Annotated in this window: 6 protein-coding genes; 1 reads left to right on the plus strand and 5 read right to left on the minus strand. The window is 50.7% G+C overall.

Annotated elements, in window-relative coordinates; all coding sequences use genetic code 11:
* Positions 1–3: 3 nt before the first annotated feature.
* Both AC06ND_RS10160 and AC06ND_RS10165 read right to left on the minus strand, forming a co-directional pair.
* On the minus strand, positions 4–3,390 hold the full coding sequence (locus tag AC06ND_RS10160) for a hypothetical protein (RefSeq protein ID WP_475678866.1): 3,387 nt from the start codon (positions 3,388–3,390) through the stop codon (positions 4–6).
* A gap of 5 nt (positions 3,391–3,395) precedes the next feature.
* On the minus strand, positions 3,396–9,494 hold the full coding sequence (locus AC06ND_RS10165) for a DUF6603 domain-containing protein (RefSeq protein ID WP_475678867.1): 6,099 nt from the start codon (positions 9,492–9,494) through the stop codon (positions 3,396–3,398).
* A gap of 194 nt (positions 9,495–9,688) precedes the next feature.
* On the opposite strand from AC06ND_RS10165, the gene AC06ND_RS10170 reads away from it, so the two are divergent.
* Positions 9,689–10,870, plus strand: a complete 1,182-nt coding sequence (locus AC06ND_RS10170; RefSeq protein WP_475678868.1) for an alpha/beta hydrolase-fold protein — start codon at positions 9,689–9,691, stop codon at positions 10,868–10,870.
* 73 nt (positions 10,871–10,943) lie between these two features.
* Here AC06ND_RS10170 and AC06ND_RS10175 read toward each other — a convergent pair whose 3' ends face one another.
* From AC06ND_RS10175 to AC06ND_RS10185, 3 genes are all read right to left on the minus strand, one after another.
* On the minus strand, positions 10,944–11,627 hold the full coding sequence (locus tag AC06ND_RS10175; RefSeq protein WP_475678869.1) for a hypothetical protein: 684 nt from the start codon (positions 11,625–11,627) through the stop codon (positions 10,944–10,946).
* 37 nt (positions 11,628–11,664) lie between these two features.
* Complete coding sequence (locus tag AC06ND_RS10180) at positions 11,665–12,423, minus strand: hypothetical protein (protein ID WP_475678870.1); 759 nt, start codon at positions 12,421–12,423, stop codon at positions 11,665–11,667.
* Positions 12,424–12,465: 42 nt separating this feature from the next.
* Positions 12,466–13,126, minus strand: a 661-nt coding sequence (locus tag AC06ND_RS10185) for a hypothetical protein (protein WP_475678871.1), incomplete at its 5' end; no start/stop codon positions are given.

Below are 13,126 nucleotides of genomic sequence, written 5' to 3' on the forward strand. Positions count from 1 at the left end.
TCTTTAGTCTGCAAGGAATAATGAAATATGTTTACCGAAACGGTTCGGCTTGTTGACTATGCCCTTGGCAACGCTGGCGGAATCACCGAATCCACCAAACGGTACGGTCGAGTCAAAATTGAGGTCATCCACGTGCTCGGTGAAGGTAAGGATATATCCATAGTCCTTTTCTGTCGGATTACCGACAATCTTGTCGAGGCTGACCTTGAAGCCCACGAGGAAGATGTCCTCGCTGAGGAAAGACTGCATTACCGGCAGTATGTCCTTGGAGTCATCTGCGTCGAAATCCACCTTGCGCGTTCCAGCGAGTACTGCCTTCTTGAGACGGATGTCAGTAGAAGGATACATCCTCATGAGCTTGCCCTTCACGGCAAAGATGAGAAGTCCATCCTTTCCTGCCATGTGGTTCCCTCCTAGCGGCTTGTCCCAGCTATGGACGGTCTTGATGTCGAAGAATCTTCCGCCGATGATGCTGTCCTTGTCCGTTTCCGAATCCCAGAACTTACGGAAATATGAACCGCGTTGGTCGGTAGGGTACTCTCTCCAGAGAAGCTCCTGTCCCATCTCGGTGTTCATGCCGCAGAGGTATGACTCCTCGAAGACTGGGTTGCTCATGACCATGGATACGGTATCTTCCGGAATCTCCGCTGCTCCTGGGAGCACGAAGTTCTGTCCGACCATCTTGAGATAGTGGAAGGTCGGCTCAGGGAATATAGGATAGGCGATGATAGGGTACTTGGACGTCAGGAGATCGTCGATGTACTCATCACGAAGTTTCTTTCCGGCGCTTGTGTCCGAGAAGAAAATCGAATAGTATGCCTGAGCAACGGCGACCATGCTTTCATAAGCCTCCTCGTTCTGAAGATTCTTGGCAAGCTCCCGTGGCTTCTCTCCGTTCGGGTCGACCCTTATCTCAAGAGGCGTCGTCTTCTTGCCGGCCTGCTTCTCGAGTTCCTTAAGCATCGCGTCCATTTCGAAAAGGCTCTTCACCACCTGGACCATACCATCTTCAGGCTTCTTCAGGAATTCGACATATTCCGCAAGAGTCTTGAAGGTCTGGCACTCCGAGCTGCCCAGTACCGATGTGTCTATGATTATGAATTCCCCTTCGGTAAGTCCACCCTTGAACTTATCTTCGAGGTATCCCCAGTCAAAGTTTCCATCCGCAAAGAATACCGCTTCGCTGGCATTCTGTACCTTGTCTGGAAATTTGAGCGCATGAGAAGAGAATGCTCCTCCCTTATGAGCTGACAGAAGCTCCGGACACCTGCCCTCATTGACGAAATACACGGCAGTCTCTCCGCTTCCCATTATGGTTATAGGCTTTGAGACACCGAACCATTTGGTATATGTCTCCGAGTCTATGCGTGTGATATTTCCCTCTGTGTAGAAGTAGTAGTCAGATATACCAAGGAAATCGTATCTTGAGAATTCTTTCGAGTATACGTTCGCCAAAAGGAACATTATGGCGTTATCCTTGACGGAAGCCTCCTTCAATTTCTTCCATGCATCCTTCGTGGCGACACCCGAAAACCTCATCTTCGCAGTTCCCGAAGATTTCATGTCCAGATTAGCCTGTGCGACTCTGTCCACTGGGGCGAACTCGCGTTTGTCATCCAAACTGATGCATCCATACAAAGGAGAAGAAGTGCACGCCACAACCCACGAGTATACCACATCGGTAAGTTCATCCGACACTTTCCTCAGTTCATCAAGAGAATGCAGGTTCTGATGCTTCTTGGATTCGATCTCGAAGGTCTGGTTCTTGACGATGTTCTCGAGGAGAGTCGTGGAATCCAGGTTCCCGACCTTCCTTGCGACGCTGTCGGAGAGCTTACGGAAGCTTGCGCTCGCGAAGCCTTCCGGTATCCTTTTGTCCTTCATGATCTGTGAGAGGGATACGTCTCCGCCCGCATTCTTCATTGTGGAGAGGTAGTTGAGCATTCCGGCAATGAACTGTTCGTTGTCTCCATAAGAACCGACGGTCTTGTTCCAGAGGGACTTGTTCGCCCTCATGCTGACGAGACGGTTATAAAGGAGCACGTTCAGCGCCTTCACGGCCTCAACCTGTTTCCATGCCCTGTTCACGAGCTCTTCCTGATGGTTCTGCACCACCTTCTTTCCAAGTCCGGCAGCCGCACGGTTATGGATGTCGAGGTTTATCTGGTCGACCCACTGCTTGGTCTTGTCAGGACTGCATAGCTCGGTGGCGAGAACGTGACGGGCACCATATACAGGAGGTACTACCATAGGATCATCGTCCCCGGGGTCACCTTCTCCCATGAACGCCTTTCCGAGAATCGCACTCTTGTTCTCTCCGAATACCGGACTGTTGTCAAGCAAAGCCTTCAAGTTTGTGTAAGTCTTCTTCTCGCTGGCTTTAGTCGGAGAAGGGAATGGCTCTTCGACAGTGGCATCCATCGGAGTTGTCGCCGCGGGCATCACGATGCTCTTGCGTCCCTTGTCCTTTGACGAGTAATCGAGACCCTCACCCATCTGGGTGACGTCGAGAACGATGCCGGCCTTCTTGCTGCTGTATTTCTGAAGTTTCCTTGCCAGCTCATCGAAGCTGTCTTCAGCAGTAGTGAAGTTCCATTTGTAATATATAGGGAACTCAAGAGGACGGAATGGGTGCTTGATCTTCTGCTGCGCCATAGTAGGTTCCCACGCTGAGGCCTGTGCGGCTGTCTCAGAAATGTCATCGTTACCAAGTCCACGGAGACGACCGACCTCGAATGTAGGTACGAGCATCACCGTATACCTGGTGTTCGCCTCGAGCTTATCGCTGTTTCGAAGTGCAATTATCCTTGAGAAATCAGCAACATCCTCCTCGCTTCCCTGAGCATGAGCGGTCTTGAAGAGCTCCGTAGGTTCGAGGAAAAGTGCCTTGTAGGCATCCTCGTCACCCTTGAAGGTAAAGTACTCAAGACCGACACCCGGGCGCGTGAGCGATATGTCGCTTGACTTGCAGACGAGAAGCGCAAGCCATGGCCGGAGCTTTCTGTCGTCAGCCTTTGCCGGGGTATACCTCCATGGGAAGTCTGACTCCCAGAATTCCACGTATGGATAGAACTGAACGGGGAAAGTGGCGCTGTCCGGTGTCGGATTGACCTTCATGATTGCCGAAGGATTCACTGAAAGGACATCACCAGGTCCGACGAAGCGCACGGTCTTCTTCTGCGAAAGCTTGACGGGCTCCTGCTCAATCTTCTTTCCATTTTCGTCCTTCTTCTCGACGCCATGCACCTTGAAGTCGGTCACGATCTTGACCTCTGGACGAGTCATGACGGTACCAGAACCCTGCCCCAGCGTATCAAGCTCGGTGATGCTGTTGCCGAGTCCCTTTCTCACCCATGGGAAATAATATGTCTTATTATCGTTCGATGCCATGATGACTACTTTTTAACTGAAAATTTCTTTAGCTGTGCATTCTTTCTCGCCTCAAGGGTCCTCAGAGTGTCTCTTCTGATTATCATCTCGCCATACTGCCTGTCCATTTCCTTGACATTCATGATCTCCTTGAGCTTGGTCAGATCGGCAGCAGGAGTGAAATCGAGGGGCTTGACAAAGCCTGGCCTGATAGGAGGTCTTCTGCTCGGCTTTGATGTACTGGTCTCATCCCTTGCAGATTTGTCGAGTGCCTTGATGGCTTCGATGTCATTCTCCTCGAGGCTCTTCATAAGGTCTGCAATCTTGAGATTCTGATCGCCGGAGTAGTTGTGATCGAGTTCCTTGAGATATCTCTGGAAGCCGACTGCGGTACGACGGGATGACGGCTTGACGCTTTTCTTCGTGATGACTCCTGAAGGGATCGATTCGTCAGCCTGGTCGAGAGTGTCGGTCTGGGCTGCCTTCTTGATTGATCCCGCTTTCTTCGCCCACCTGTTCCAAGATGAGAGGTCGATGTCCTGTACCTCTGACTCGAGTTCAATGCTAAGCTCCTCAGGCTTGACCTTGCCTTCACTTTCCGGATCGACCTTGACATTGAAACCGGCCTTGACATCCTTGTACGAAGGCGCGTGGAGCTTCTCCGCGTCGGTCATGTTCTTGGTAAGAGAAGGTGCGAACGAAGATACCGCATCGGTATGAAGTGCCTTCACCTCATCACCCTCGAAACCGACCTTGTCGAGCTCAACCTTTGTGATGTCTCCAGGAACTGCCTCGCCGTATCTTTCGATCAAGGTGTTGAACGGGATCTGACTCTGGTTGAATCCTACGGTATCGAACGGATTCATGACGAGTTGCTTGTCACCTTCCTCTGCTATCTTGGCTATGTTAACGAGATTGTCGACGATATCGCCCTTGACGACAGCCCAGTTGGAATTTTCCTCGAAGGCCTCGATGAGGATATCCTGTATGTCGACGTATTTCTTGTCGGAAATGCTCTGCTTCTTGCCCCAGGTCTTGGAGAAGCTGATCTTGATCTTGACAAGGATGAACCAGAATGACGCCTTGCCCTTGACATGCCACTGCGCCGGTCCTGAGACGTCAAGATCGGCAGCTACGGACATAAGAGTCCAGCTTCCGCACTTGACGGCGAGGCCGACACCGGCATCGAACTGGAACGCGAAAGGATTGAACTGGAACAGAACGTTATAGTACGTGTATCCTGACAGACCGAACTTCTCCCAACCTATCTGAAGCCTCGTGTCTGAACCGAACTGTACGGTATTGGAGGTGACGGCAAAGTACGAATCCATTGAGAACTTGACTATCGAGTAGTCAAGCTTGAGACCCATACGCTGCATCTTGCCGACGTTGAATCCAGGTTCAGGGGTGTACTCAGGATGGAAACCACCCGCAGAGAGGAGGAATCCCTTGGTCTTGCCGCCCCAATAAATTCGAAGTGCGATGCTGCCATGGAGCTCGATACCGACGATCTGAGAATCCACGAGTTCGGCATCGAAGGAGATTCCGATGTCCGGATCAATGACTCCGAGGAAGTTTGCATTGATTGCGAGGAGCTTGTCCACCGTGTCGCAAATCTTCAGGTGGAGGCCACCGGCAAGGATGATCTGTATCGGAGATGGTGCCTGGATGAAGAGACCAGCTTCGACCACGAAGATCTCAGCCCACTTGAGCTGGGCGAGTGCTCCGAAGAAGAACTGATCCTTCTTCACCGGATAGTATGAAGATATGTTCGCAAGCACCTCGGAGAGATGCTTGTCGAGATCCTTGACGAAGAGTATTGTCGTGAGAGAACCATCCTTCACGGCATCCCTCATCTTGTCTGTATCGATTCTCCTATGCACACCGAGAGAGCCTCCGATTGCCGAGAGCGAGATGCCCATTCCGAGCTGGAGACCTGGGGTGAAATAGACACAGAGGGCTCCCATGAACGAGAACGGAGCACCATCAACCGGCTTGGCATTGAGGATGAACAGAGCACTTGCGCCGACCATGTCGAGAATCTTAAGCTCAGCGGCACCCATCACCTCTCCTGTCTCCTTGTTCCACTTGAGAGCACCGGTTCCGACCACCGTCCCCTCTATGTTTATGGAGAGTCCTATACCGTCAGGCATCTTGAACTGAGGCGTAAGCTTGAAATCACCGAACTTGTAGTCCTCTGTGAGGAGGTTCATGTCGAGCGCAAAGCCTAAATCGGCGAAAGAGAACTTGACGCCGCTCAAGTCGACTGTAAGATTGGTTCCGAATCCGAAGTTGATGCCCCTCAGACCCGGTAATCCTGCCTCAATGGCGAGGTTGTCCAATTTTACGGCCTTCAGGTCTATGGTCTTATTGATTGGAATACGTACGGAAGCAGAACCATCAATGTTGAAACCGTCCTTGTAGCCGTAACCGAGCTGCAATTTTTCGAGCTTGAAAGTGATCTTATCCTTCATGACAGCCTCGAAGAACGAATTGAGCTGCGCAAGATCGAGCTCGAAATTCAAGTTCTTGATCTGTCCAAGGTATCCGAAGTCAAGTCCGTCCTTGTAACCTATGTACAGTTTCTGAGGATAATCCTCCATCGTGATGTTGAGGACATCGGACTCATATATCTTGAGTTCATCGGCTTTGTCCTTTCCTGCCTGACCCCTCGAGAATGTCATCTCGAACCACGCCTCGATGGCCTTGGAAGCGAACAGTGGCTCACAGTCAGGCTTCCACTTCGAGTCCTGACTCTGAGTGATGAAAAGACCGATAGCACCCTTCGAGAGAGCATCCTGAATCTCCTTCGACTTGTTCTCATCCTTCTTTGAGGCTGTTTCGACACTCTTGTTCAGCGATGCGCTGGCCGAGAGCTCGAGCTTGTGGCTATCACCAAGGTTGAAGGCCTGTCCGTAGTTGCCGTTGAATGCCGGAAGCAGATAGAGACCAGAACGCACCATTGGATCGCCGTCATCGTCCTTCTTCGGTTCGCCATCCTCTCCCACGACTGGCATATCGCCTACGAAAGCAAGGAGCTGGATGCTTACATCCGCCTTTATATGGTTCTTTTCCTTATCATCTATCGAGTAGCTGTAAAGGGAGACGGCAAGGAACTTATTTGCCATGTCAAGCTTGTAGTCCGGGAGCTTGACACCTTCGAGATTCCACTTAGGAAGCGGTATGAGATCCTTGACCTCATTCTTGACAGAATCCGGGATTGCCGAATATACGCTGACCGCGAATGACAGTCCATCCTGCCATGAGCTTATACCCTTGGCTTTCTCCGATAGCATGAGTATATCGCTGATCATCTGAGAAATGTCACGGGCTGCCGCCTTTGCCTCCGTCGCAAGCTGTCCGACAGTGGCTACGGCATCCTTCATATCCTCCTGTACCTCATTGAATACGTCCTTGTACTCGTCGTAAGCAAGAAGAGCCTTCTCCTTTACGACCACGATGACCTTCTCTATCACCATCTGAATGAGTTCACGTACCCAGTTTCGGATAACAGTCTCAACCAGGGACAGGATTGGTCGGATCACGAGCTTGTAAATTGCATCCTTGAGTTCCTTCCAGTATGCCGTGAACACATCCTGGGCAAAGGCTTTCAGACTGTTGGCGTACGCATCGGCGTCTTCCTTCGACTTCTTCAGAGCATCCTTGATGCTGCTCTGCATCTTGTCGCTGCCATTGACAATCTTCTCGATCGCATTATTCGATACTTCCTTGAGCTTAAGGTAGTAAGCATCGATATCTGTCGGAATCAGACTGGTGACGCCATCCGACACGATGGTAAAGTATGCGTTATAATCGAATCCCGAGAACGGATTGCTGAGACTCTCACCCTTGATGAGCTTGTCGAGAGAATCCGTGCCGAACTTCTTCAGTTCGTCAACGTTCTTAGGAACGCCTGCTGTCTGCTTGTCGAACTCTTCCTTGAGGGATTCGACAATGGCCATGAACTTGGTCTGGTATGTCTTAGGGTCAAAGATGTTCCTGACTCTCTCATCGATCTCAACGAGTATGCCCTTATAATCATTGAGCAGTGCGACGGCTCCGTCCGAGCCAGCCTTGGCATCGGCAAATGCGCTCTGCCATAGCGAGCTGTCGATTCCCTCGAAGAGCTTGTGTTCCTTTGCCTGCTGCTGTACGACCTTGATGAGCGGCTCTGCGAAGAGCTGGTACATCAGGGTGTCCGGCTTCACGTCGAGTCCAGGAATATTACGGAGCTTGATATTGGTGTCCGGAAGAAGATGCCTTCCTGTCTGCTGAGCATCCTTGATTGCCTCATTCACGGCATTCAGAATGCTGTCCTGCAGGCCGGAGAGAATTCCCTTTGCCTCACCGGCGACGCCGAGGGCATCCTCCTTGAAGGAATCGAATGCTTCGGTCATCTGCTTCTTGACCTCAATGGCAAAGGCTTCGAGGACCTTCTTGATATCGAGAATGAACTGTTCGACCTTCTTCAGTTTCGCAAGGACTGCGGCCTTTGCCTCCTTGTAGGCCTTGTCGGCAGAACTATCGATCTCGTCAATAGCCTTCTTGATTCTCACCAAGAGCGTATTCAGGATGGCAGAAAGCGAACTGAAGTCAGGAATACCCGCATTGAAAGCCTTGACTACCTCATATATCTTTCCGAGCAGCGCCTCCGCGTCGTCGAGGTCCTTCATCGGGAACACTTCCGAGAAATAGTCTGAAGGCTTAGACAGGAGCTGCTGAACCCTTGAGAAGTCAATCACGTTGATCTCGACCGTTGGGCACATGTCCTTAAGCTTTGCCAGAGCTTCATCGGTCTTCTTCTGAGCCTCTTCGACGGCCCCCTGGACGATCTTGCCCGGATCGACGTCCTTCAGCTTATCGAGTTCGCCATTGATGCCATCTACCGGGAACTTGTCAAAAGCATCCTTCAACAGGCCGTTGACCTCGCCGATATCAACCTTTGGAAGAGAAAGCGAACCTGGAACGAACTTGGCGGTCTCGATAGTCTGAGTTTTTAGGAGCCCCATGAAATCAAGGACCTTATGTATACGGTTGAGGACATCACCTATCTTGCCGAAATCTCCCAAGGCGTTCTTAGTGAGCTCCGCCATTTCGCCCTGAAGAAGCTGGTACTGGGCATAGAGCTCCGATGAGGCTTCCTCATAGAATTCCTCGATAGTCCTGGTAAATTCCTTTCCAGCCGCCCGGGCTGCTTTCCGTGCCTCAGAATATACCTCCAGTGCTGCGGCGCGAAGCTGCTTGTGGACCTTGTCAAGCTCGTCCTTCAGCTCATTGATCTGGTCAATAATATCCTTCGCAGCCTGTTCCGCGGTTCCGCTGACCTTGTCCTTTGCCTCGTTGAGGGTAGAGATGATCTGCGACTTATACTTATCTATCTGCTGAGAGATTGCCTTGATCTCCTCGTCGAATACGGTCTTCGCCTTCGAAAGGAGAACGGTTAGAATATGGTCAAAGAGGCGTTCAGCAAACTTCTCGTTGAAATAGCTGCTCTCTATGAACTCGTAGAACTCCTTGCTCTCTTCCTTGATGCTCTTCCACTCGATGTCGTGGAAAGCCTTGATGAGTTCGATCAGGTTCGAAACGATCTCCACTATGCCGCCCAACTGACCGACGCCCTCGATATCCGCAAAAGATACCTCAAGAGCGTTGTCACCGGAACCCACCTTGAACGCCATCTTCTCGTTAGCGACTTTCGGGTCAAGGAAGAAGTTGTCCGACTGGAATTTCTCTCCATCCTTTCCCTGGGTCTCTGTCATCAGGGTTTCGAACTCCTTCTGCCATCCAGCCTCGTCCATGGAGACGAGTCCCTTGACGGACTCTCCGAGAGAATCTACGGTCGTGAAGATGGAACTGATGAGATTCACCAGCTTCTCATTCTCTCCGAACTTACCAAGATCGTATCCCAGTCGGGTACAGAGAAAGCTGACGAACTTGCGCAGCGTATCTGAACTCTTCGCAAGATTCGACTTGAACTCTTCGTAAGTCTTGGCATTGTCGAATACGGATGGATCGGGAACATACTTCGGCATATCGCCGAGGAAGTCTTCCAAGAGAGCATCCTTTGTCAGGGTGAGGACGGTACCTAGCTTGAGCAGGAAACCATCCAGGGGGTTATTGGCCATAAACAAATAATCTAAGTGTCGCAAAAGACCAGTGCGTCTCTGCACACACATTCTTTCAATATCGTAAAGATATGAATAGAAACGTTCGCCTTAGTGAAAAAACGTAAAAATCAACCGCACGTTTTTTCCATTTGCCGAAAAAAGCAGAATTTCTGCGTTTTTTTCGTACCTTGGTGACACTAAAAGACCACACCATGAATAAAAAACTTTCAGCCGCGGCGCTTGCGCTGCTTTTCGCACTGCCGGCAGTTGCCCAGCAGTCGAACGTAAATCTCAGCTATAACCCCCAGAAAGATACTGAAGGACTCATTCCTTTCAGCGCAAACCTCAACTCTCCTGAGGTACATGACGATCGTACCGTGACCTTCCGCCTCAGGGCTCCGAAGGCAGAATCCGTAGCGCTCAACGGCGCCATGACCACCGTCATGGGCGTGATGGGCAACATCCCTTTCACCAAGGGCGAGGACGGCATCTGGACTCTCACCATCGGTCCTCTTGCTGTGGACATGTACCAGTACAATCTCGTAGTTGACGGCGTGAAGATGGCAGACCCTAACAACACCTACGCGTCTTTCACCGCGATGCCACCTTACAGCGAGCTCATCATCCACGGCGACGGCCCTATGTGGTATGACGCAAAGGAGAACGTTCCTCACGGATCCGTAACCCGCGAGTTCTACTACAGCCCTGTTACCGAGGGCATGCGTGACATCTACGTCTATACTCCTCCTCAGTACAACCCTAAGAAGAAATATCCTGTCCTCTACCTCATGGGCGGTAGCGGCGAGCTTCCTAACAACTGGATGTACGACGGTCGCGTAAACTTCATCATGGACAACCTCCTCGCAGAGGGCAAGGCTGAGCCTATGATCATCGCAATCGTGAACAACCAGGTCGTTCACCGCAACCATCCGAAGCATGCTGCCCTCACTTTCGACATCATGGAGAGAGAGTATCGCGAGGCTATCATTCCTTTCATCGACAGCCACTACAAGACCATCGCAAACCCTCACGGCCGTGCAATCTCCGGCCTCTCTATGGGCGGTCGCCACACCATGTTCGTGGGTCTCAACTCTCTTGATCTCTTCGCAAACTTCGGCGTGCTCAGCGCTGGTGACAACAAGCCTGAGGATACTTCACTCGTGAACTTCCTCCACGACCCTAAGGCAAACGACAAGGTTGACTATCTCTTCATCGGCCAGGGCGGCGCAGAGGAGAAGGGCATGTTCAATGTCCGCGTGAAGGGATTCACCGACGCTCTCAAGGAGTACGGCATCGAGTTCGAATACTACTGCACAGGTATCGCCGGCCATGATTGGTCAACCTGGAGACATCTCCTCTACGAGCGTTTCCTTCCTAACCTCTGGAAGAAATAATCTCCGTGCCTGACGGCAGCTTTCCGATACAGGAATCCCCCTCCGGAATCATTCCAGAGGGGGATTCTTATTCTCAGAAAGTTCTGAACCTGGCGTTGTTCCTAGGCTTGTAATAGTCCTCCTTGAAGGTGTCACCCTTGGAAGAGCCCCAGAAAGACATACCTAAGCTTATACCTAGACCATGGTACATCATCATCTCACCGTCCTTAAATTCTTGGGATTGTTTTTCGACGGTGAAGTCATATGTTGCACACAACTGAAACTCAAGCGACCTCTTCGTCCTGAAATTCACTCCTATGGACGGTCTAGCCAAAACGGTAGCCACGACGCCGTCTGCCGGGAAAGCAAGGTATAAGACGCTGAGACCAGCAAAAGGACTAAACCGTCTGTCTGAGAACTTGGCCTTGTAGGCAAGGCCTATCGGGAACATCATGGCAAAGGCCTCCTCGCTACTGTTTGACTGTCTTCTCGTGTAGCCGGTCTCTATACCGATAAAGTGCCTGTGATTGATCTGAGCTCCTGTAGAAAACAGTATGCTACCCATTCCGATTGCTTCGGGGAAATTGAGATAGAACGATTCTCCCGCAGTCAGATAGTTGGCCCACCTCGTCTTCGGTGAAGCCATCGTAGCTACAGCATCCGAAGAAACCTGCACGCCCGCTGACGACGGGTCGGAAACCACCTGAGCATGGGCGTCAACCACAAAAGCCGCCAGCCAGGCTATCAAAGTAAAAAGTAATTTACGAAACTTCATCATGTTGTCCTAAACTAATAGTCCGTCGCAAATGACTGAATCAAAACCGATACTTGTATTTGTATGACACACCATCTATTATTTCCCTCGATATTGTACCATCATTGTTGAACTCATACTCGCATAGATGCTGATTACCTATGAAAATGCTGGATGGGAGCATATCTGGGCCCTTACCAGTCATGCCAGACAAGAAAAGAAAGCCAGGGAAATAGTCTTCCACTTGAGGACGCAAATAGTCAGCAATACCAATAGGATATTGACAGAACTTGTTCTTGACATCTGAATATGAAAACGTGATCGTTCTGTTTCTAGTCTGAATCTCGATAAGATTTCCTTTTTCCCACTTGCATTTGATGGAGTCAAACTCAACATATCGCAACCTACTATTATCGTAGATATATTTGAGCGGAACTCCTATCATGCTCGTCAGATGGCCTTCACGATCATATTCGAAGCAGAAACGGGCTCTTTCCGAATCAGGGCCGGAAGAAGTTCTATACACCAACATTGACGTCACTCTTCCGTTCTTATCCATTTCAATATCAGAAACAGAATACCCATAACCGTTGTTGCGATAGCTGTCGCTTTCAGAATCGTATATCCAACTATTATATCCAACGACTCTACCATCTTTCCATTCAAAGAGCCACTTTTTGGGATATCTACCAGACTCTTGCTCTATCGAAATCAGATAACCGGAAGTCAAACCGAACGGAACAGCAGACGGCATCATTTCCTTGCGACACGAGCAAAGAAATGTTGCAAGCAATAATAATATCGGATAGATCTTTTTCATCTTCAACTCTTGTTAACCAAGGACAAAGTTAACGAAATTTTGCTACAAACTCGATACATGAATCAGCCTCCAGGCTAACCAAAGGAGGAGAAGACCGACGAGAAGGACCGCCAGATTGAATGGCAATGTCAGCGCCCAGTTTATAGTATGTGCAAAATCTCGGTAAGGAGTCTGAATGCCGAAGGATGAAGCGTCAGAATAAGCCACCGGGCCGTTCCACCTCGCAAAAGGATTGCTGAACAGGACTATCCCGTCATCGTAGCGGGCGACGAAACGGACGTAGCTGTCCGACGGAGTGAAGGCGTAATCGATGTCGCAGGTGTCTCGGAGGCTCTTCATGACCTTGCCGTCCTGGCCTATCGCCTGAAGTTCCGCAGCCGGACGCGAGACGCTCATGTGGGTATCTATGCTGTCGCGAAGACCTATCGACACGACGGACGGGAGATCATGGTTCGCCGCAATCTTGACATCCCAGTTCCCGTATCCGAAATCCGGGATATGGGCGGTGTAGAACCTGCCGGTCAGCAGACATTCGCGCACGTCCTCATAGCGCTCGGACGCAGTGTTCAGGAAACTGCAGCGACGACCGATTCTCCTGGTATCGCGAGGCTTGTGGAGGTCGTCGCTGATCGCACTCGGCACATAATGGCCGGTAGAAAGCGCAACGTCCCACTTATGGGAATAGGTGTCCCAATCCTCGAAA

This window comes from Candidatus Cryptobacteroides sp., from assembly GCF_056207615.1.

Coding starts and splice junctions, on each gene's coding strand:
- AC06ND_RS10160 (WP_475678866.1), bottom strand. CDS start 3,390: ATGGCATCGAACGATAATAAGACATATTATTTCCCATGGGTGAGAAAG.
- AC06ND_RS10175 (WP_475678869.1), bottom strand. CDS start 11,627: ATGATGAAGTTTCGTAAATTACTTTTTACTTTGATAGCCTGGCTGGCG.
- AC06ND_RS10170 (WP_475678868.1), top strand. CDS start 9,689: ATGAATAAAAAACTTTCAGCCGCGGCGCTTGCGCTGCTTTTCGCACTG.
- AC06ND_RS10165 (WP_475678867.1), bottom strand. CDS start 9,494: ATGGCCAATAACCCCCTGGATGGTTTCCTGCTCAAGCTAGGTACCGTC.
- AC06ND_RS10180 (WP_475678870.1), bottom strand. CDS start 12,423: ATGAAAAAGATCTATCCGATATTATTATTGCTTGCAACATTTCTTTGC.